The sequence below is a fragment of the Mariniflexile maritimum genome (genome assembly GCF_009746565.1).
GTDB classification, from domain to species: Bacteria; Bacteroidota; Bacteroidia; order Flavobacteriales; family Flavobacteriaceae; genus Mariniflexile; species Mariniflexile maritimum.
In genome coordinates, this window is the sequence record NZ_WRPN01000012.1 from 52,057 (window position 1) to 74,998 (window position 22,942).

12 protein-coding genes are annotated in these 22,942 nt (G+C 35.4%); 7 read left to right on the forward strand and 5 right to left on the reverse strand.

Translation table 11 applies throughout. From position 1 onward, the window contains the following. The first annotated feature begins 199 nt into the window (after positions 1-199). From GQO80_RS13820 to GQO80_RS13840, 5 genes are all read left to right on the forward strand, one after another. Positions 200-1,813 (forward strand): tetratricopeptide repeat protein, encoded by a 1,614-nt coding sequence (locus GQO80_RS13820; protein ID WP_157208957.1) that lies wholly within the window; start codon positions 200-202, stop codon positions 1,811-1,813. Between the two features lie 179 nt (positions 1,814-1,992). Next, the gene (locus tag GQO80_RS13825; RefSeq protein ID WP_157208958.1) at positions 1,993-5,094 is read left to right on the forward strand and encodes a SusC/RagA family TonB-linked outer membrane protein; all 3,102 of its coding nucleotides are present in this window, start codon (positions 1,993-1,995) and stop codon (positions 5,092-5,094) included. 18 nt (positions 5,095-5,112) lie between these two features. After that, a complete protein-coding gene (locus GQO80_RS13830; protein WP_232333193.1) occupies positions 5,113-6,849 on the forward strand; it encodes a RagB/SusD family nutrient uptake outer membrane protein in 1,737 nt (578 codons plus the stop codon). A 28-nt stretch (positions 6,850-6,877) separates the two neighbouring features. Then, complete coding sequence (locus tag GQO80_RS13835; RefSeq protein ID WP_157208960.1) at positions 6,878-8,491, forward strand: hypothetical protein; 1,614 nt, start codon at positions 6,878-6,880, stop codon at positions 8,489-8,491. Between the two features lie 285 nt (positions 8,492-8,776). After that, the gene (locus GQO80_RS13840; protein WP_157208961.1) at positions 8,777-10,411 is read left to right on the forward strand and encodes a right-handed parallel beta-helix repeat-containing protein; all 1,635 of its coding nucleotides are present in this window, start codon (positions 8,777-8,779) and stop codon (positions 10,409-10,411) included. Between the two features lie 12 nt (positions 10,412-10,423). Here the strand turns inward: GQO80_RS13840 and GQO80_RS13845 are convergent, their stop codons facing one another. Next, the gene (locus GQO80_RS13845; protein WP_157208962.1) at positions 10,424-12,472 is read right to left on the reverse strand and encodes a carbohydrate-binding protein; all 2,049 of its coding nucleotides are present in this window, start codon (positions 12,470-12,472) and stop codon (positions 10,424-10,426) included. Positions 12,473-12,692: 220 nt separating this feature from the next. Then, the gene (locus tag GQO80_RS13850) at positions 12,693-13,619 is read right to left on the reverse strand and encodes a family 16 glycosylhydrolase (RefSeq protein WP_198037789.1); all 927 of its coding nucleotides are present in this window, start codon (positions 13,617-13,619) and stop codon (positions 12,693-12,695) included. Between the two features lie 423 nt (positions 13,620-14,042). Between GQO80_RS13850 and GQO80_RS13855 the strand changes: the two genes are divergently transcribed. Continuing rightward, positions 14,043-15,023, forward strand: coding sequence for a T9SS type A sorting domain-containing protein (locus GQO80_RS13855; RefSeq protein WP_157208964.1), 981 nt, complete (start codon positions 14,043-14,045; stop codon positions 15,021-15,023). A 196-nt stretch (positions 15,024-15,219) separates the two neighbouring features. Beyond that, positions 15,220-17,781, forward strand: a complete 2,562-nt coding sequence (locus tag GQO80_RS13860; RefSeq protein ID WP_157208965.1) for a T9SS type A sorting domain-containing protein — start codon at positions 15,220-15,222, stop codon at positions 17,779-17,781. Positions 17,782-17,938: 157 nt separating this feature from the next. Here GQO80_RS13860 and GQO80_RS13865 read toward each other — a convergent pair whose 3' ends face one another. From GQO80_RS13865 to GQO80_RS13875, 3 genes are read right to left on the reverse strand one after another with little or no spacing between them, the layout of a single operon-like run. Then, on the reverse strand, positions 17,939-19,456 hold the full coding sequence (locus GQO80_RS13865; RefSeq protein WP_157208966.1) for a sulfatase family protein: 1,518 nt from the start codon (positions 19,454-19,456) through the stop codon (positions 17,939-17,941). Between the two features lie 29 nt (positions 19,457-19,485). Further along, on the reverse strand, positions 19,486-21,111 hold the full coding sequence (locus tag GQO80_RS13870) for a DUF5060 domain-containing protein (protein ID WP_157208967.1): 1,626 nt from the start codon (positions 21,109-21,111) through the stop codon (positions 19,486-19,488). Between the two features lie 47 nt (positions 21,112-21,158). After that, complete coding sequence (locus GQO80_RS13875) at positions 21,159-22,856, reverse strand: sulfatase family protein (RefSeq protein WP_394351009.1); 1,698 nt, start codon at positions 22,854-22,856, stop codon at positions 21,159-21,161. Positions 22,857-22,942 lie beyond the last annotated feature (86 nt).

Consider the following 22,942-nt stretch of genomic DNA (forward strand, 5'->3'; position numbering starts at 1 on the left):
TGGTGTTTTGGTTACAGAAATATTAGGCTGTTATATATATTTAGGTCTTATTTGAATGTTTAGTTGGGTGAAATTTATTTAATTGTTTAAATAATTGATTATGATATGTTTAAAAAACCATATGTTCAGTTAAATATGGTATATAGTAAGTAATTTTGTTTTAATAGTCTGTTAGATATATAATTTAAATTAAAAAAGAATGAAAAGATTTTACATTGCTGCACTGTTTTCTGTTTTGTGTTCTAGCACAATGAGTTCTCAAAATGTGCTAACTCAAGATTCGTTGTATTTAAAAGCAAGAGGGCTAAGATTCAGTAATCCGGATAGTTCGGCTTTTTATTTAAAAAAAGGGTATGAACTGAATCTTAAAGAAAAGGATACAACAAATGCCATTAACTTTTTGCTAGAATTATCTCAATTGTATTCACACAATGTTAATTACGGAAAATCATACGATGGTTATTGGGAGGCATTGTTGTTGGCAGACCAATCGAAGGATTCCATTTCGATATCTAGGGTTTATCATGGGTTAGGATGGTTATTCGGTTTTTATAAAAGGGAAAAAGAAGCTTTGGAAAAGTTTAATTTATCCAACAAAATAAGGAAAGAATTAATCAATAATGAGAATAGAGATGTGATGCTGGATTATATTAGAAGTAATTATTTTGCCATAATTAATCTATATAGAGACCTCAAAGACTATGATAAAGCTAAGATATATTTAGATAGTGCTTACCAAATACAGAAACAACTACCAAACAGGCCTAAAAGCTATTATTTAGAGGCAGAATCCGGTTATTTGGCTTCTGTTGACGGCCATTTTGATTTGGCCTTGCAAAAACTTAATAACGCAAAGGAATATTTTGAAGTTAACGATCCATCCTATTTAGTGCTTGTTGAAATGTTTTATGGAGATGTTTACCAAAGAATGAATAAAAATGATGAGAGTATTTTTCACTATAAAAAATCACTGGAAATTTCAAATAAATATCACAGGCATTTGAATACGGATTTAATTGTTTACCACGCGCTTTCGGATATGTATTTAAAACAAAACAAGTTAGAAGAAGCAATTAAATACTTAAAAAAGGGCAACAACCTTAGCGAGAAGATTTTTGGCAGGTCAAGTGCCAATAGTCGGCATCTTTTAGAAATTAAGGATTTATATAGAATTGAGAAGAAAAAACAGGAGGATCTTAGGAAACAAGAACGGATAAATCAACTAGAAAGTGAATATGAAATTAGGGTTTGGAAATATATTGTTTTAATTGTAACCATTCTATTTTTAATATTATTTGGATATTTTAATATGAAAAACATACGAAATAGGCATAAAGTTGAAAAGCAAAATTTAAAAGAAACCCAAAAATTAAAAACCCAAAGGCATAAGGAAATACTTGAATTAAAAAACAAGGAATTAACCGAATCTGCATTGCGCCTCATTGAAAAGGATGAGTTTATTGCAACCATTAGAAATAGATTGGAAAATCAAACAGATAAAATAGATGTTAAGGACATTAACCGCATTTTAAACCTATTACAACGAAAACCTAATAGTAATTGGGAAGAGTTTGAAGCAAGGTTTACCTCAATAAATACAAGTTTTTATTCAAATTTAAAGAATGAATTTCCAAATTTATCACAAGTAGATTTAAGAATATGTGCCTTGGTAAAATTAAACTTTCCAAGCAAGGAAATGTCGAGATTATTAGGTATTTCCATTGAAAGCGTACATACTTCTAGGTACAGGCTTAGAAAAAAGCTTAATTTAGATAGAGACACGAACTTAGAAGAATTCATAGATCGATATTAATGATATTTGCAATATCTTATAAATAGCTGGTGTTAAATGTGTTGAGTGTTAATGTTCAGTTTTGGTCTAGTTTTTTTTTGAAAAATAAATATTTGTTCAGTTCTGGATTAGTGTATTTATTTTAAATCTGAAGGGTCGTATCCTACTTTTACCACGTTAAAACTAAACTAATAAATAATATGAATTTAAACTTATGTATTAAACAGGGTAAAAAAGGAATCATGGCCTTTTCTTTGTTTTTTCTCCTTTGTGGAGCCATTCAATCTCAAAACATTACTATTAATGGAAATGTTACCGATGGTCAAAAGATGCCACTACCAGGCGTAAACGTTTTGGTTAAAGGAACATCAACTGGAACGGTAACAGACTTTGACGGTAATTATGAAATTAAGGCAAAAGCTAATAGTGTATTGGTTTTTAGCTATGTTGGTTATGTAACACGGGAAATAGCTGTACAGAACAAGACCACCATGAATGTTCAATTGGAAGAGAACTTGTCTCAACTGGATGAAGTCGTTGTTGTAGGTTACGGTACGCAGAAGAAAAAGGAAGTTACGGGTGCTGTTGCCCAGGTAAAATCGGAAATTATTTCCCGAGCTCCAGTTTCAGACATCGGTGAGTCTCTTCAAGGAGTGGTTGCTGGGGTAAATGTTCAAGCATCTAGTGGGCGTCCAGGTGAAGCTGCAAATATTCAAATTAGGGGTGTTGGTTCGTTATTGGGTAAATTGGAACCATTATATGTAGTGGATGGTGTTCCTTACGAATCCAATCCGAACATAGCGCCCGATCAAGTTGAAACTATGGACATCCTTAAAGATGGCGCAGCTGCCTCCATATATGGTGTAAGAGCATCAAATGGTGTTGTTTTGATTACAACCAAAAGAGGGACGCCCGGTAATTTTGCTGTAACGCTATCAACTTATACTGGTATTCAAAACATTACTTCGGGAACCCCTTTAATGAATACACAACAACAATTGTTTGCAGATTTTTCAGTTGATAATGTATTGAATTCTGGTAATCTTCCAGGATATTTCATAACAACTCCAGAATTATTGGATTATGATACTGATTTTGTTGGAGACGTTCAAAACAACAATGCCCTGATTAGAAATTACGATTTGGGTATTACAGGTGGAAGTAAGGAGTTAAGTTTAAGTTTTGCTACCAGTTTTAATGACCAAGATGGGGTTTTGATTAAATCTGGATTTAATAGATTAAGTTCCAGGTTAACGGCTCAATTTACTAAAGGAAAATTTAAAGCATTTGCTACAATAGGTTTAACCGAGGAAAACAGAGATCAAGAACCTTTTGCTTTATATGAATATAGTATTGGTCAAAATCCATGGCAGATTCCATTAGGTGATTTAGATATTAGTGGTGATAACGTGGTAAACATTCCTGTGGATAACACTATTTATTTTGGTTTTTTAGCGAAACAATTACAAAATATTGACGAAAGAAAAGTCACTTCGTCCAATATCGCCTTAAATCTGGAATATGAGATTGTAAAGGATCTTAAGTATAAAATAAGTTTGAGTAACAATAAATATGATTACAAACGAAAATTCTTTAGGCCATCCTATTTTATTTATGGATTAGATGGAAACCTAAATGCAACAGCTTCAACACTGCAAGCGCAACTTACTGAGGATTATACGTTTTCTGATAGAAGGGTTATTGAAAATATGTTAAGCTACCAAAAAGAATTTGGCAAACATAAATTAAGCTCTGTTGTGGTGTCTTCTTATGAAGAATTTACGTCCAAACAACTTTCTGTTGGGGGTATTGGATTTCCCACCAACGATACTCAGGAAATAGGTCAAGCATTCTCAACTACAACGCCAACAAGTTTTATAAACAACTATACATTGGCCGGTATTCTAGGAAGAATCCAATATAGTTACGATGAACGTTACTTAGTATCTTTAAGTGTGCGTAGAGACGGTTCTTCAAAATTTGGAACCAAAAATAGATATGCTTCTTTTCCTTCCGCATCTGTGGGGTGGAATGTTTCTGAAGAAGGATTCTTTAAAAACTCGGCTATTGGAAAAACAGTAAATAGTTTAAAATTAAGAGCAAGTTATGCCCAAGTAGGGAACCAAGATGTTCAGCCTTATGTTGCAGCAACCCAGATAGAGACTGGCGTTAATTATTTATTTGGCCCAAATGAAACGTTGGCTTCCGGATTAATTCAAAGACGATATTCAAATCCAGACTTGAAATGGGAAACGAGTACTTCTAAAAATATAGGTATCGATTTTGCCATGTTTAAAAACAAATTGACCTTTACTGGTGATATTTATAGTAATGACAAAAAAGACATGTTATTGCCATTTCAAACACCACCTTCTGGAGGTACAACAGCTCCAAATGCTGAAACCGTTTATAACCCCATTTTTATTAATTCTGGTAAAATGACCAACGAAGGGATTGAATTGGCTTTAGGATATAAAAGTGAATTTAAAAATGGTTTGAAATATAATATTTCATCAACCTTTACAAAAAATATTAATACTATAGTTGATTTAAACGGCATTGTGCGCGGTTATCCAGATGGTAGGCCAACATTTTCATTAGGAAATAGTATCGATCAAACCACGTTTTTTGCTGTGGGCCATGAAGCGGGAGCCTTCTTTTTATTGAAAAATGAGGGCGTTATTAAAACCGATGCAGATTTAATTGAATATCAAAAAATTAATTCATCAGCTAGAAAAGGAGATATACGATACGCCGATATTAATGGTGATACTAAAATTGATGAAGCCGACCGAGTGTATGCTGGTTCTGGTCAAGCGGAATTTGAAGCAGGTTTAAATATTGATTTGACTTACAAAAACTGGGATTTAACCGTTCAATCCTATTTATCCTATGGTGCCGAATTGTTTAATGGCGCACGTTTCTTTGCCTATACTCAAGGAAGACACTTAGACCAGTTTAACCAATGGTCCCCACAAAATCCTAATTCTGATATTCCTAGCTTTAGAAACAGTGAGGCTACCGAAAGTGTGCGGGCAAGATCTGATTATTGGCTAGAAGATGGTACTTATCTAAGAATTCGTAACATCACGCTAGGTTATTCTCTGCCTAAAGAGTTGATGGATAAAATTAAAATGACAAGTGTTAAGTTTTATGTAACAGGCTTTAACCCTTTTACATTTACCAATTACACGGGTTACGACCCAGAAGTTGGGGGTAATGGTATTAGTACCCGAGGTGTTGATAGAGGTAATTATCCGGTAGCTAGAAGATTTGTTCTAGGGGCTAAAATTAAATTTTAATAATTAATTATGAAAAAAATGATAAAATTTATAATAAATATCAAGGCATTGGCCATTGCAGTTACCGCATGCTGCATGTTGTCTTTCACAAGTTGTTCTGAGGAGGAATTCTTAACGGTTAATAATCCAAACTCTATTACTGATGCTACATTTTGGAAAACAAGTAGCCAGTTTAATAGCGCACTAACCACAGTATATGCAGCCATGCAATTTCAAGGTATTAGTGGTAGTGGTTTATCCCAAGAAATAATTAGAACTGATCTTGCAGATACTTATTCTTTTTTTGGAAGATGGAATATTTTCAGACAATTAACCTATACCGATAATAGTGAACAATTGGTTAATAAATGGAATCAGTTATATATTGGTATTTTTAGGGCGAATCAAGTAATTAATAATATTGAAATAGCCGACCCTGCCATTTTTAAGGCAAATGAAAAAGAACAAATTTTAGCACAGGCTAAATGTTTGCGCGCCTTTTTTTATTTTGAGTTGATTCACACGTATGGTAAAGCAGTTATCCGCACAGAAATTTCAACTACCGATTTAAATAAACCAACAAGTACCATAGAAGAGGTGAATAATCAAGTAATTATTCCCGATTTGAATTATGCGAGATTAAATTTACCTAAAATATGGGCAAATAGTGAAGATAGAGGAAGGGTTACTTCTGGAACGGCTACTTCGTTGCGAGGAAAAGTTTATTTATATGCAAAACAATGGGGGCCTGCTGCTTCTGATTTTAAGGAGGTTATTGACTCGAATGTATATGCATTAACCCCAAAGTCGTTGGATAATTTTACAGATCAAAACGAATTTAATTCAGAATCCATTCTAGAGGTCGCTTACAGTTCAACTGCAAACCCTGGAGCCAATGGGAATAATGTAGATGATGTTCCTGGTGTTTCAGGTGGCGAATCGAATGCCATAGCATCAAATTATGCTTCTATTGGAGGATTTGGAGGTTTTAACACCGTGGTTTCAAGTTTGTTTTTACATGAACTATTTACAAATGACGAAGTAGATCCTGCTAACCCAATTAATACTGGTAATAGCCATTCCAGACGTCTTTCAGCTTCTATTTGCCCTAAAGATTTTGAAGGTCTATATTTTGGGGTAGATAAAACAAACAAAAATGTACACTCGTATAGAGGTTTAGGATTAACGGCATTAGTTAAAAAATACACCAACTGGTATCAAGGGACCTCCGAAATACCTTTAGCAAGAAGCGGCATCAATTTTAGGCATATCCGTTTGGCCGATGTGTATTTAATGTATGCAGAGGCTGTTTTAAATGAAAGCTCTAATGTTGCTGAGGCCATAAAATATATTGACTTAGTTAGAAAGAGAGCCGGAGTTAAAACATTGCAGCAGTATTTAGATGCAAATGGCAATACGTTTCCACAACTGCATATTAGTAAACAAGTTCATGGCACACAACCAATGGTGAGCCCTACAAAAGAGAACATCATGACACATATTCAAATGGTTGAAAGACCTTTAGAACTTTGTTTCGAGGGACATCGATGGAGAGATTTAGTGCGTTGGGGCATTGTAAAAAATGTACTAACTACAATGGGTAATGACCTAAAATGGCGAAGGGATAATTTGGGAACTATTCTCAATCAACCACCTTTATACATAGAAGGTTCGGTTAATTTACTATCCCTTATTGGCATCGATAATTATAAGTCTGCAGACCATGATTATTTTTATCTTCCAGCAGCCGAACAACAATCAAATAAAGGTTTGTAATAATTTATCTTAACGTAAATAAAAAACAATGAAAACAAAATATAAATTATTAATATCAATTTTAGCCATTGCGTTAGGCATACTGTCTTGTAATGACATATACGACAATCTCGATTTACCAGAGGCGAATAGCAGGGTTATAGTAACCTCTCAAATGAATTTCGCAAACACTATTAGAGTGGGTGGCAGTATTACTTTTGGTGATATTTCGTCTGGTGTTGTATCCAGATTATGGACATTTCCAGAAGGTGTTGCGGATATTGAAGGTTCAGATAATAACGTAACGTCAACAGAACAAAATGTTAAAGCGTTTTTTAATACGCCAGGTACTTACGATATTACTTTAAATCAGGTCTTTAAGGGTGATGCTTATGATTTGAATAGTCCAAATCCTATTGGGAGCAATGTATCTTCTACTATCGTAGTAACAGTACTTCCAAAAATTAAAACAGTCCTTAAGGCGTTTGCATTAAATGCTGATGGTTCTGTTGGTGCACAATTAAATTTAGCGAATGGTGCAAAAAATCAAATCACTGCAGGGCGCATGGTTCGATTTATCATAGAATCTGTAGAAGGAGCACCAGCTAATATTGCATGGACAACGGGAGGTACGGTGGTTAATTTATCGACTGATAAAAAGACGCTCGATGTGCGCTATAACAAAACCGGGAATTATAATTTTCAGCTTTTAGCTAACACTGTAAGACCTTCTGGTGAAGAAAAAACTATTTTCACAGACCTTATAACGGTAATACCTTCAACCGACCCTATAAACCTTCTAGAGGTTAAAAAGCAAAATGGTAAAATTACACTTGTATTTAGCAGAGAAATAGATGATGCTTCCATTAAGGTTAGTGACTTTTCTATAAAATTAACTGATAAAAACAATGCAACTCTTGCATCTACTATTGCTACAATTGTGCGTAATACTCCAGATACAAATATTCTTACGATAACACTGAATGGTCAAACTGTTTATGATGACGATAAAGCATTAGTCTCTTACAATGGCGTTAATTCATTAGTGTCAAGTGATGGTGTGTTTTCTACAACGTTTACCGATATACCTGCTACAACTGCTGGTGTTAACATATTGGAGGCCACCAATTATGACTATGGCTATGAAAAAGGCGGCATTGTAAGTAACAATTGGAGAAAGTTTACTACTTTTTGTGGCCCATGTACAGCGGCCAATAGCAACTATGTTTATACTAACGAGCAAGTACACTCAGGGAACAGCGCTTTTAAATTGACGGTTTTAAATGGGGGAGTTGCAGCTTTGGTAAACACAACAGATGGCGCTGATACTGGTGATATTAACTTCCCATTAGTTTCTGGTGGTACTTATGAAATTGGCGTTTGGGCTTATCTCCCTAGTTCCAATACATTTGGTTCTAGTGAAGTTGAAATGCGAACGTTTATAAACACAGGCGCTTCAAATATTGACCCAAATGTAGCTACGCATTACTTTACGCAAGCCTCACCAAAGGATCAATGGGTATATGGAAGTATCAAAGTGACCATTCCAGCTGCCTCTGCTAAACTTATAATAAGACTTCGAAACAATATAGCGGGTCCTATCAGTCCGGTTACAGTTTACATGGATGACATTACAATTAAAAAATTAAATTTAAGACCTTAACAATCTGTGTTAATTTTATGAAGAAAAAAGCTGTCTTATTTTAAATGAGGCAGCTTTCTTTTTAAAAAATATGCTGGAAAAACAAATTAAGAAAATCACGAAGTTTTAATCGATAATTACATTTATTAAAATTTTAGTTGACTTCTATATTGATTAATAGTAATCACCAAATTATTTCAAAACTTAATTTACTTTCACAAGGATAAATACATTAATTACAACAGATTAACCTTCGTGTATTGCTATTCAATTTTAATATTACATCAAAATATTTAAAATATAAAAATGAAAAAATTTACATTTCTAATAATTTTATTTGCAGGTATTCAAACATTTGCAACCGATTATTATTTCAGTTTTAAAACTGGGAAAGATACTAACAATGGCACATCCATAAAAACTCCTTTTAAAAACCTTTCAATCATAAAGAATTTGAAGTTAAAGGCTGGGGATTGTGTTTTCCTAAAAAAAGGGGAAACGTTTTCTGGCAGTATCGAATTATTGGGTGTTGCTGGCGAAAGGGATAAACCCATTTTAATTTCAAGTTATGGCAACGGCACCAAAAAGCCAATTGTTGATGCGAAAGGAAGGTTCAATGGCATCTTAATCCAAGATTGTTCCAATATTAAAATCAGCAATATTGAAATTACAGCAAATGGCGGAGGTATTGAAGGTTACGTTGAAGGTAAAAACTATTTGCGCTGTGGCATACTGATAACTGCGCTACAGGACGGTGTTTTTGAAAATATGATATTGGAAAATCTATACGTTAGGGACATCTTTTTGGAACAAGAAGGTTTTAACAGAGGTGCCGAAGAAGTTTTAACAGGAAACGGTAACCAAAATTATGGCTGGGGCATTAGGGTTATCAATTCCAATGAAAAAGCCTTACTTAAGGATATAACAATCTCAAAATGTTTAGTTGATAATGTAGCCCATTCAGGAATTCGATTCACAGGAAATCATGGGCTTAGTACCAGTCACGAAAAAAACATTAAAAATGTGAAGGTTTACGACAATCACGTTATTAGAGCTGGAGGTCCTGCCATGCAAGCATCGGTGGTAGATAATATCCATTTTAAAGGAAACACGACCAACTTTTCTGGAAGTGCAGATGATTCCCGTAAATGGGGACGTGGAAGTGGCTTATGGGTTTGGGGGTGTTTAAATGCTGTAATAGAACATAATATCTTTAGAAATGCTAATGGACCGGGAGATTCGGCGGGATGCCATATCGATTTTAATAATAAAAACGTCATTGTTCAATATAACCTTAGTGAAAATAATGCTGGGGGTTTTATTGAAGTATTGGGTAATAACTACAACTGTACTTATCGATACAATGTGAGTATTAATGATGGATCCCGATTGGATATTAAAGGGAAAACTCTAGGAGCCGGTGTTACCATGATTCTAACAGGGTTTGTTGGTTTTGATAAAAATCCAATCGGCCCTTTTAACACTTATCTGTATAATAATACGATCTATGTAAAAGAAGGCATAAACCCGGAAATTGGCTTTAACAGACTTACCGATGGGGTGTTAATTGCCAATAATATTTTTTATATTGAAGGAAAACTTATTGAAGACCATCGAGTTCCTTTTAGGCTGGAAAACGGCCCTATCAAGAACGTGGTTTTTAAGAATAATTTGTATCTCAATGCAAATATTTGGCCTACTGGAGCGATGATTACAGATATAAGTCCTTTATACGGGAATCCTGAATTCAAGAATTTGGGTGGTCTTGAAATAGAAGATTATATCCCCCAGAATATAGAATTGATAAAAAATAAAGGGATTGAAATAACCAATATTCCTGGAGATACTATAGGAATCAATGGAGGACTTAAAGTTAAAACAGACATTTTGGGTAATAAAATTAGCGGATTGCCGGACATGGGCGCTATTGAAGTGCAATAAGGAAAACCACAGCTATTTTTTAACAAAGAGCACAGATTGTTTGTCTGTATCTCCAACTGTCAAAAAGTAAATTCCTTTTTGTAAATTATGAATTTCAATGGGTTTGTCAGGGGCGGTTTTTCCTTTTTTTATTCTTTTACCAAAAAAATCATATAATACATAACCTACTTCGGTGCTGAAGTTTTTAATATTTAAAAATGAACTTGAAGGATTCGGATAAATTATTAGTTCTTTGTTATTTTTTAATAAAAAGGCAGGTACAGAAAGACTGATTTCACTCTTTTTTTCTAAATAAAATTTATCCATATTCCATTGCCAATCATCACTACCGTTGGCTGTGATACGAATGGTATGGGTGCCTGCTTGAATTTCTATAAGTTTATTAGTGTCCCTTAAAAATTCATATTTATCCCATCCTCCAGTATTATTTACTTTGGTGTCTGCTACTACAACGCCATCAATTTGCATTTCTACATGCGCATTATTATTAATGGTACCTATTAGATAGGTGAGTTCGTAATTGCCAGATTCAGGAATGTTAACCGTAAATTCCATCCAATCTTGCCTGTTAACAAAATTGACGCCTGTTGCTGTTCTGTTAACACCATTATAACCACCAGGCGTAAACCCAACGTCATTTTTTGTGGTGATATAACTTTCTGCCTCAATTATTAATGCAGAATTTGATGGAGGTATTATGGGTTTAATTAAATCGAAACGCTCTAAATGCATCCAGCCACCTTGAACTTGACCATCCCATTTAAGGACGTGGGCCAACCCCCAAGAAATTCCAAAGGTTGGTGTAACTCCAGAAGCATTGGGTCTAAAAATTCCTAATGCATCAGGAACATCGGTTGCTTTTCCTGTCATTTCAAAATTTAAACCATCAGTTGCATATTGCACAGAACCACGTTCGGGGCCATCTAATTTTTGAATAATGGCAATGCCACTATCATAATTCCAAACGCTCACTTCATGTCCTGTTGTGGTAATGGGGTTGTATTCAGATTTTACATAAGGCCCTGTTGGTTTATCGGCTATGGCTACACCCCATCTAATTTCGCGCTCTCCACAATATTGTTTTTCACCCATGCGTTCTCCTTTATAATACAGGTAAAATTTGTTTTTGTAAGCCATAATACACGGGTCATGTACTTTTTGACTATCAAAATCACCCTGCTCTAAAGCATCAAATCTGCTCGTTGAGTTTGGATTCCATATTCCATTATCGGTAGCTCTCAATATAGGCTCTTCAAGTTTTGTCCAAGGTCCAGAAGGCGAATCTGCAACAGCCATGGCAACGGTGTTTTTTACACGCTGTGTATAGGGGTGCTTCACTGCCTGATATACCAAATAAAATTTATTGTTGTAGGCTAAAATTTCGGGTGTGAAAACCGAGCGGTCATCAAAACTTCCAGAAGCACCACGTACTACTGCGGGTCCCTGTTCTGTCCATTGATATCCGTCGGGGGATGTGGCATAATAAATATCGCTATAATCCCAAGGGAAAACGTTGTCATTCACATTGGTTGTTCCAAAATATGTAGAGGGTTGGGAAATTTTATAAGTGTACCAAACATAATATAACCCATCATATTGAATAATGGCACTTGGGTCGCGGCGCGTATAAGTTGCATTTGGAGCAAAATCTCCAGTTAAATTTGTTTTTTTAAATGCCACATTCCATTCGGGATTATCAGGAATATTCGGGGTGTTATAAACGGTGCAATTAGATATATAATTTTCCCAGCGCAGGGTTGCTGCGCTTTTTATTTTGGCTCTTAATTGTATGGATAAATTTGTTGATGGGGCAAGATTTCTTATGTCTTCAAACATATAACCCTCTTTATTTATCTGTAAGCTACGCTGTGAATTATCAGTAACGGAAAAAGTGAATTGCCCATTATTGGTTGTGATGGTTTCTTGATTGGTTTCAACTAATTTTATTTTGGCATTGTTAATGGGGATGCCGGAATTTTTATCTGTAACGGTGCCTGAATAAGTTTGGGCCGCCAACTGAAAATAACAACAAAGGGCAACAATGCAATAATGATATTTCATAATTTTATATAATAGGTGAAAAAATATATTATAAATCCTTATTTCTTCTTCCTAAAAACGACTATGCCTATACTTTATAGCATAAATAGTTAAGGTTATTTTTGAAAATTATTATTGATAATCTTAATACAGAATGCCGATGTGCTGGTAGCTTCGGATACTATTTGGAAAAGAGAATAATAACTTTAATAATATAAATGACTAAAACCTGAAAAATTACTTATTCTGGTTTGTAAACGCGAATCCAATCTACGCGCATCACTGTTTTTGCTTCATTGGTTACCGATGGATCTGTAAGAAAGGTAATGCCTTGAGTTTCTCTCCACGATTGTGCCGCAGCACTTATTATCATGTACATAGGTTTGGTTAAACCGGCTCCATTGGTATAATTTTTAGGGTCAATTTCTGAAGTGGGGGTTTTCCTAACAAGTTTGCCATCTACATAGTAAGATAACGACCAGGGGTCTTCCCACAGGACACCGTAATTATGGAAATCATCAGACCAAATAGTGTTTTTGCCATCTGCATACCAAGTAGCTTCACCTGTAGGTTGGTAATCTTGAAAAGGGCTTCTAATAAATACGTGATGGCTTAAATGCAAACGTTTCGAGAAATAAGTGTTTGTTTTTTCACCAAAAGCTTCTAAATTATCAATTTCTTCCGTAGAATCTTCACTCAACATCCATACCGCCGATGACAAGACAGATTCACTAAGTTTTACTCTTACTTCCATGTACATGGGGTACACTGCTTTGGTTTTTGAGGTTACACACCCCGTTTGGATGGTGTTTCCTACTATATTGGCTTTAAATATAAGTTCGCCATTAGCTATGGACGATTGCCCAGGTGTGTAGCGGGTTATCCCTGGTCCTGTCCAACCATTAAAAAACGTATCTTGCCAATTGTTGGTAAACTCAGTCGATGCTTTTCCATCGGTGTAATTAAATTCACTGGAAACTTTAGGTTGCAAGGTCCATATTTTACCTGTTCCTGCGCTTGGTAAGAATGCCACTTCACTTACAACGGGAGGGTCGATAATTACTTCTTCGTCTTTGTTAGGGTCGTCTTGTCCGCTACAGCCAAGATATACTATTGCTATAATTAAAATAAGGAGTATTTTAGAAAAGGTAATTGAAATTTTTCTCATAACGATTTGTTTCTTCATTAAAAAATAGTTGTACAAAAGTGGCTATTAATTTTGAAATAATATTGAATGCTGACTAGACTACAACTAAACAGATATAAAATAGAGATTTTATATGTAAGCTCGTTCCAATAATATAACAAGCAACACTATCTCAAGTAAATGTTTTTTAGAAAACAATAAATTATGCAATACTTAGAATCTTCATGATATTCATAAACAGTTTATTTTGATTTCATTGTTCCATTATATATGGGTTCTAGTAATCTTACAGAAAATAGTATTTAAACGAAGCATATAGGATGGATTAACTTAAAAAAACAAAAAAAATGAACCTTGTATAGTTCTAGTCGAGTTGGAATTTATTATTAAAGTAAGGATGCATTGTAATTTTGAAGTTATTAATTAAACTAATATATCATTATTATGAAAAAAAATTATTTTATTTTAGCTTTCGCTGCGATGGCTTTTACAGCTCATAGCCAATTAGTAAATTTTAGCGATCCGTCCTATGTTGATGGGCCTTTGCAAAATCACCCACAATGGTTAGTTGGAACCGCGGCACAGTACACTGTTGATGATGCCAATAACCGTATTACAAGTAATGTAGCTTTTTCAAGAGCTATTTATCGTAATCCGTTTAAGGCACCCATAGGACAAAAGATTTCTGCAACTATTTTGGTGGAATTTGGTGCCCCAGGTGCTGGATTTAACACGAATGACGGTGATTATCTAGGGGTTTTTGGTTTTAGGCCTTTACTGGATGTAACTAACAATCAAATTGAGGGTGTGCGTATTCTTTCAACTAATAATGTAACGACAAAGAGTTTATATCTTAATAGTTTTTCTAATAATGTAATGGCACAATTTGATGGGATGCAGGCTCCTGGAATTTCTTTGGACGGAAAAGGAGTTTATAGAGTTACCATTGAGATTGCGCTTGGAGCAACGGCAGCTACTTCTACATTTTCCGCTAGAATTGAAAATGTAACCACCGCCGAAACTTCTCCAATAGGTGTTAAAACGGGTATTTATCAAGCCTTATATGATGTTCTTACAAATGGAGATCCACTTCAGGGAGGTCGTTTCTTTGTTCATTCACAAAGTATGGGTGCTTTAACTCCTTTTACTGTAAATGAATTTCTTATAGGTGGAGCAACTTTAGGTGTTTCATCCAACAAAACTGTAGATTTTGCAATTTACCCAAATCCTGCCAATGATGTTTTAAATATCTCTACATCAAGTAAAATGGCATCGGTAGAAGTTTCAAATATCACAGGTCAAACCATGTTTACTAAAATTGGTGTAAAGCGTATTGATATTTCATCGTTAAGTAGTGGGATGTATTTTTTAACAGTAAAATCTGAAGAAGGCGCCTCAACAACCAAAAAATTCATCAAAAATTAGCTTGGTAGAGGCTTTTATTTTTTAAAAAACTTCTCTTGAAAAGGAGAGGTTTTTTTTAATTATTTTTAACAATTGGTTAAAATCATTCAATTAAATTAACAGAAATGTCAAGTTTTTATCCAGCACCTAATTTTTGAATTATGGCTGAAAATGATAACTTTAATGCGCTTTAATATTTTAATAAAAAAGTATTGTTATGAAAACAATTAGCCTATTAAGCTTTATATTGATTAGTGTCTTTAGTTTTGGACAAAACTCATTTTTATGGGTGAATTCAGCAGATTATGGGCCTAAGGGCACTCAGAATTTTTATCCTGGTCAAGTTATTAATATGACCTTTACCTATAGTACAACAGGCGACTTTAGCTATGTTCAGGTGGTTCTGCAAGAAAAAAATGCTTCAAATGCTGTGGTAAACACCTATGGTAGCTCATTTGTGCGAAATGAAGGTTCTGGGCAACAGCCCAATGCTGATACGTTTTCCACAACTTATACAATTGCTTCCAACGTACCCACAACCTTGCCAGCAGGAAACTATTATTTTTTACATATGTTTATGTGGACGGTTAGTAATGGTGGCGCAAACGATAGTAGAAATGTTACTATTTCCCAACAAGTTGTTACCAACCCTAAAGTGAATGTTACCTTGAATGCGAAACATATTGTTGGCGGTAAAGAAACATTTGAACGCGCAAAATATATTGGGATCCATGCCAACCAAGTGGAAGCCGAATGGGATGGGAACAATAGGGACACGAATAATAACCCCATTGACCTTCGGGACCATTTTTTAAATGGACTCGATGTGTATTTAGGTAGAGATACCGGAGGTATAACTTATAATTTGAATAACGTTGATCAAGATCCATCAAGACCGGGATATGCAAAGCCTACAGGAACAAATAGCATTGCATCAAGAGGTTTGGCAAGACGCAATGTTTATGCTTCAAATACCAACTGGCATGCCTACGAAAGCAGAAATCAACTCATCTTAGGTGGTCAATTAAATCCATTTTGGACGGGTGCTGGTCAAGTAGCAACTGGTCAAGGATGGTTTTTGGCCAATGGTACTGCTACTGGAGAGTACATGGGGCGCTATATCAATGAGTTTCATGGAAATAATGGTGAACCACTCCCTAGTTGGGTAGAGGTAATTAACGAGCCAGCTTATGAAAGATTGGGTGGCCCACAGGATTTTACAAACGATATTCAAGATATTGCCGATTTTCATAATATAGCGGCGGCGGCTATTAAAGCACAAGCTCCCAATACTAAAGTTGGAGGTTACACTACGGCTTTTCCTAATTTTGAAAAAGGGGATTTTCAGCGTTGGCACAAAAGATGGAAACTTTTTATGGATGTAGCTGGAGCTAACATGGATTTCTTTTCAATTCATTTATATGACATCGCTTCTAAAACGGATGGCACCATTGATTTAAGAAGTGGTAGTAATATAGAAGCTACTTTTGATATGATGGAGCAGTACAGTACCATGAAATTCGGTTTTGTAAAACCGCTTGTTATCTCCGAAATGGGAGGCGTGATGAATGGTCAAAGAAACCAGCCTTGGTCTCCTTATAGAGATTGGCTTTGGGTTAAAACTACCAGTTCTCAACTCATGTCTATGTTAGAAAGACCAGATAATATAGCCAAAGCACTTCCTTTTGTTGTAGTAAAAGCTATTTGGGGAAGCGTTGGCAACATTCCGTACAATAATAGGTTGATGAGACAACAGGATGAACCTACAACTTTTGTTCCTGGTTATGGCTATACGGGTAATTGGGTATATACTGATATGGTAAAGTTTTACCAATTGTGGAGCAAAGTAAAAGGCACCAGGGTAGATACTACGTCTGATGATTTAGATATCCAAGTGGATGCCTATGTGGATGGAGCGAAAGCTTATATCATTCTTAATAATCTGGAATTTGTTTCAAAAGATATTGATTTATCAATAATTGATACACAATTTGGCACGATTAATTCCATAAATAAAAAGCATCTGTATTTGGATAACGTAACACCCATATTATCAGATGAATCTATTCCAACAAATACTAAAACAGTAACGTTGGGTGCCGAGGCGACTATGATTTTAGAAGTAACTTTTGCCAATAATGTTTCTATAAACGATACAAACACCGAGACCAAATATTATGCTACCGATTATTTGAAACCAATTACGGCAAGTCAAGTTGAAACATTTCAAATCAATGCGGTTTCTAAAAACACCTTTGGAGAAGCGGTATTGCGATTGGGAGTTGGCAGACCTCACGGGTTAAGTGTATTTCCTAGTTCAATAAAAGTGAATAATACATCCATCTCAATCCCTACTGATTGGAGAGGTTATGATCAGGCCCAAAGAGAACGCTTTTTTGGAGTTCTGGAGATACCAGTTCCATTTAACCTTATTCAAACCAATAACACTATTGAGATTACTTATCCAGATTCTGGAGGCCATATTAGCACAGTAACCATGCAGGTTTTTAATTTCAATAGAGATATTCGAACTTTACCAACAGCAAGTGTGGATGATATTGGGAAGTTAGAACAACTAAAGATTTATCCAAATCCCACAAGAGGAATTTTTAATTTATCAGACTCTCACAGTATAAAAGAGGTTAAAGTATTTACCATTTCGGGAATCCAAGTGAAGCAATTTAAAAATTTGAAAGATATGGATATATCTGAACTAGGTACAGGGATTTATTTTGTGAAAACCAACAATGGTTTGGTAGGAAAACTGGTTAAGCAATAAGACGCTTTGTAGTGAATTATATTTTACGAGAGATAGAAAAGGGTTAATAACATTGTTAAATATATGTTTTATAAATATCCTTAACAATGTTGTTATGACATTATCCTAAAATATGTGTAAGTTTAAAAACTCAGGGTTAAATTATTTATCATCCTATTTATTTTATCCCTGTGTTTACTTTACTAGCTCTTGTTTGGTTATAAATATTTAATAAATGCGCTACTTTGTCTTGATAAATGGGATTATCTATTAAATTCTGTGCTTCAATTTCAAAAGGGTTTTCATTCAAATTAAAAAGCGCTATGAGTTCTTGATCGATTTCAAATGCGTCTTCATTTTTGAGTTTTATGATTAATTTCCATCCATCTTCTGTAATCATGGCTTCATTTCCTGTTCCAGATTGCGTGATTAGAAATGGATGAGGCGCGATGTTTTTTTCATCCAGTAGAATGGGTAATAAATTTGACGAATCCATAGCTTGATTATCATCTATGTTTTGATTTGTTAAAGCGGCAAGCGTTGCCATGATATCAATACCTAAAATGGGTTTGTCTGAAATTGAATGGGTTTTGATTTTATTTGGCCAATGCGCAATAAATGGCACTCTATGGCCACCTTCATAGGCTTGGTTTTTGCCACCTCTATACACGTCATTGGAACTATGGCCAGATCTAATCGATTCCGGTATCAACAATCCGCCATTATCTGAAGTGACTATAAAAAGCGTGTTTTCATAAATGCCTTTTTCTTTAAGGGCGTTCACCAGCATTTCCATTTGAACATCTAATTCTTTAACCATATCTAGATGGTTTGAAGGTGTGGTTCCCGCTATTTTTATGCCATTCAATGTTTTTGAAGGCGTATGGGGTTTATGGACAGCTTGTGTGCAATAATACATGAAGAAAGGTGCTTCGGAGTTACTGCTTTTTTTAATAAAATCAACAGCTTTGTTCACTAGCAGCTCTCCAGCCTCAAAAGGATTCCAGTAACTATCTCCTAAACCTTCCATTTTATCAAGCTTGAACCCAATTTTGTCCATGTTTTTTTGTGTAATTTGAACAATTTCCGAATTTTTATTCAAAGGCACCATAACGCCATTTTCATAAACCGCATAAGGAGCGTCTTGAATGCCTGCCGGATACATAAAACTATAGTCAAAACCATTTTGTTGAGGGCCTTTATCCATAACTTTTGTAATGTCAACATCTAATTCTGGTTTGTTTCTTGGACCTCTGTAAATTATATTTGGGTCATCTTTTCTGGCGAAATCCATTCCAAATCCCCATTTTCCAAAGAAGGATGTTTTATAGCCCGCTTGCTTCATTAAATGCCCTAAAGTAAGTTGACCGGGCTCTATGGGCGAAGGTTGATAACTGCCCCAAACACCTCTGGGCGCATAGCTTCTGTAGCAATGGTTCCCCGTCATAATGGCGTAGCGTGTAGGTGCACATAAAGCGGCAGGCGAGTGGGCATCTGTAAACATAATGCCCTCTTTTGCTAATTGGTCCAGTGTAGGTGTTTCCACAATAATATTTTCAGAGTGTAATCGTCTATATTGTGAAATATCTCCAACACCAATATCATCGGCTAAAACAACTATTACATTGGGTCTATCTTGAGCAAAAACAGTGGTTGCTATAATAATTAAAACTAGGGATAAAATGTTTTTTTTCATTCTTAAAAATTTATGTTCTAAATCGTTTTTTAGTCAATCAGCCTAGATATGAGTATGGCATCGGCCTCTTCCCGCCATGGAGAAATAAATTTGCGGGGTTTTGTATTTTCTGTTTCAATTTTCGTGAATTCCCCTGTTAAAGTATTAAACCATTGCAATGTTCTATTTTCATCTTTCTTTTTTAGGAAAGCGGCATCTATACCATAGTTTTCTTTATGAATATATAATAAAACCGTTTTATTGTCATCAGTTAAATTATAGGCACTTCCGTTTTGCCATGGCAATGGTGTCATTGTACTAAAATCAAACAGGGTAAATAGCTTTTTCATGTGATTGAAGTATTCAAATTTTGGTTTGATAAAATCATCAGATAGTTCAAACGGGTTATAAATAATAACATTCCATGAAGCACCTTGCCAATAATAGGTTGTGTAAACACCCGCAAATAGGCACATGTAATTTCGGCGCAAACAAATTTCTGCATTGGTATAATCGCCTGTAAAAACCACATAAGGAGATTCTTCATAACCGCCGTGTTCTATATTAAAAATGGGTTTGTCTTTATATTTTGTTATCGCATCAAGCATCTTGTCGTAAAGATTATGCGACCAATTTTGAGTAGAAATGAAATCAACGTTATCTGGAAACCTTGAGCAATATTTAAAATCATGTACCGATAACAATCTGTTAAATTTGTCATGTTCTCTCAATCTTTTTATTCTTCCATGTATATAATCTTCATCTGCCCTTCCGTAATACAAGGCTTCTTTTGAAATATCCCAGACCACATTTGGAAAAGCTTGATAGCGCTTTACTATATAATCAAAATACATATTATCTGCCTCGGTATCCATATCTGGCCAAGTTACTAACTTGTTCCAAACGTAAATCATGAGGTGGGATACAATCCGTTTATCATGCATTAGGCTAATGGTACGGTCAAATTTTTGAAAAAATTCTGGATTTAATGCGGAATGGTCAGGTTCTTGGTTTGTTCCTGGGAAAGGAAAAATAGCTGCAGGACCACCAAATTCGTGTTCAGGATGCTCTTTTAATTTTTCGTCTTTTTCCCAATTTACATCATACGAAAACACATTCATTACAATTTGATTGAAACCATTCTGCCCTATTAAATCCAATAAGTGATTTGTTTTAGGGATGCCCTTATCGTTGTGATAATCCAATGCATATAACCAGTCACATTCAAAAGCCAGTAAGAAGTAAGGTGTGCCATCTTCATAATAAAAATGCTGAGGATTTTCTTTATTGATTACAATGGCTCCGTGATTGTTTTCTTTATTATTTTCAACAATGATATTTCCCTTTTTTCCGGATAATTCAGCTAAATCTCCTTTTGTTTCAAAACGCCATTTGCCTTTTTGCGAACTGGAAAAGCGTATTATCCATTCATTTTGTCCATTGTAAAACCCTGGCACTTCTTGCTTTGTGCCATTTTCGTGCGTAAAAATGGCATGAAAATCTGCCGTAAATGGAGATTTTAATTGTGTTTTAGAAACAAAACTGATATCTAAAACTTCCCATTTTTCTACTTGATATGAAGCATGCTTTTTATAGTTTTCTTTTTTGATTTGACCAAAAGCTACATTTGATAAAAAAAGGATAGCAACAACGCTAATTTTAATGAGAGGATTCATTTGTTAAATTTAATGGGATTAAAGCATTTAAAAATATTAAAAACAATTTAATCATTCCAATGCGCATCAATCACTTTTTGAATATGCGGATACTTGTCGCCATCTTCTTCATTAAGTGCTTTCCGCTTTGCTTTAAGTTGTTCTTTTAAATTCGCTATAACGTCTTGATAAGCGGGGTCTTTGTAAGCATTGTTCATTTCCTGTGGGTCTTTGGTTAAGTCGTAAAACTCCCAAGCTGCTGGCGTGTGCATGGTAAACCGATTGCCCCAACTATCTTTGTTCCATTCCGCCTTCGGGTTATCGGTGTCCACCCAATACTTTCCGTAGAAAAAAATGAGTTTGTATTGCTTCGTTCTGATGCCAAAATGCGCTGGATTGGCGTGCGCATGGGCCATGTGCATCCAGTACCTGTAATAGGTGGATTGTTGCCATCCTTTGGGTTCTTTTCCTGTTTTCAATATTTTTTCAAAGCTATGGCCTTGCATTTTTTCGGGTGGTGTACCGCCAGCCAACTCAATTATGGTGGGTGCAAAATCGGTGTTATTGATTATGGCATCGGTGCGTTGTCCTGCTTTTATCATTTTAGGATATCGTACAAAAAATGGCATCCGCATCGATTCATCGTACATCCAACGTTTATCAATATAATCGTGTTCGCCCAACATAAACCCTTGGTCGCCCGTATAAACAATAATCGTGTTTTCATAAAGCCCTTCTTTTTTAAGGAATTCTATTAAACGCGCCACATTATCATCCACACCTTTTACACAACGTAAATAGCGTTTTAGGTACTCTTGGTAGGTTTGGTGGGTGTATTCCTTATCGCTTAAACCATCGGCTTGGTGAATGTTAAAATTAGGATTGTTTCTTTTAATATACTCATCGCTCCAAATGCGCATGCCCATATTTCTGATGGTATTTCTTTTGGAGACCGAAGAACCAATAACATGGATTAACGAATCGTTTTTACCGCGTGTTGCTTCCGAACCGTTATTGCCATTATCGTATAAGCTTGCGGGCTCCGGAATTTCAACATCGGCCAAATAATCTTTGTAGCGGGGCGCATATTCAAAATCGTCGTGCGGTGCTTTAAATTGATGGAACAAGATAAAAGGTTTCGTTTTATCCCGCTTATTTTTAAGCCAATCGATGGATACATCGGTAATAACGTCCGAGCTATGCCCTTTGTACTGCTTTCCCTGATAACCGGGCATTTCATTAAAAGGAACAAAAGGCACACTGCTATCGAGCAGATAGGGGTCAAAATACGATCCTTGTTGATGGTGTTCCGTAAAAATATTATAATAGTCAAAATTAGGTTGTGCTTCTAAATGCCACTTGCCAACAAGTGCGGTTTGGTAGCCCAATTTTTTCATTTCAATAGGTAAATATTGATGGTCCATTGGCAAGACGCCCTCCAAATCCAATACCCCGTTGGCTTGACTGTTTTGACCCGACATAATGGCTGCACGACTTGGCGTACATATAGAATTACTAACAAAACAGTTGTTAAAAATAATGCCTTCGTTGGCTATTTTGTCTAAAGTAGGCGTGGGGTTAAGGGCTGCCAAACGGCTGCCATAAATACCGAATGCCTGCGACGTGTGGTCGTCTGCCATGATATAAATAATATTGGGCTTTACAGGGGGTTTTTCGGCTTTTGTTTCGTTGCTTTTGCAGGAAACCATGGCCAAGGTTACAAACCCAACTGCGATGGTTTTTTTTAAGGACCTATTAAAATTCATAATGATATATTTTTAAAGGACTAAAGGTGCGTGTTTTTAAACGTAACGACCAACACGTATGATTTTTTTAAGGCAAAGTTTGGTTA

What these genes read in the sequence shown, in the direction of transcription:
- GQO80_RS13860 (WP_157208965.1), top strand. Translation starts at nt 15,220, where the DNA reads ATGAAAACAATTAGCCTATTAAGCTTTATATTGATTAGTGTCTTTAGT.
- GQO80_RS13870 (WP_157208967.1), bottom strand. Translation starts at nt 21,111, where the DNA reads ATGAATCCTCTCATTAAAATTAGCGTTGTTGCTATCCTTTTTTTATCA.
- GQO80_RS13820 (WP_157208957.1), top strand. Translation starts at nt 200, where the DNA reads ATGAAAAGATTTTACATTGCTGCACTGTTTTCTGTTTTGTGTTCTAGC.
- GQO80_RS13850 (WP_198037789.1), bottom strand. Translation starts at nt 13,619, where the DNA reads ATGAGAAAAATTTCAATTACCTTTTCTAAAATACTCCTTATTTTAATT.
- GQO80_RS13835 (WP_157208960.1), top strand. Translation starts at nt 6,878, where the DNA reads ATGAAAACAAAATATAAATTATTAATATCAATTTTAGCCATTGCGTTA.
- GQO80_RS13840 (WP_157208961.1), top strand. Translation starts at nt 8,777, where the DNA reads ATGAAAAAATTTACATTTCTAATAATTTTATTTGCAGGTATTCAAACA.
- GQO80_RS13855 (WP_157208964.1), top strand. Translation starts at nt 14,043, where the DNA reads ATGAAAAAAAATTATTTTATTTTAGCTTTCGCTGCGATGGCTTTTACA.
- GQO80_RS13825 (WP_157208958.1), top strand. Translation starts at nt 1,993, where the DNA reads ATGAATTTAAACTTATGTATTAAACAGGGTAAAAAAGGAATCATGGCC.
- GQO80_RS13865 (WP_157208966.1), bottom strand. Translation starts at nt 19,456, where the DNA reads ATGAAAAAAAACATTTTATCCCTAGTTTTAATTATTATAGCAACCACT.
- GQO80_RS13830 (WP_232333193.1), top strand. Translation starts at nt 5,113, where the DNA reads ATGATAAAATTTATAATAAATATCAAGGCATTGGCCATTGCAGTTACC.
- GQO80_RS13875 (WP_394351009.1), bottom strand. Translation starts at nt 22,856, where the DNA reads ATGAATTTTAATAGGTCCTTAAAAAAAACCATCGCAGTTGGGTTTGTA.
- GQO80_RS13845 (WP_157208962.1), bottom strand. Translation starts at nt 12,472, where the DNA reads ATGAAATATCATTATTGCATTGTTGCCCTTTGTTGTTATTTTCAGTTG.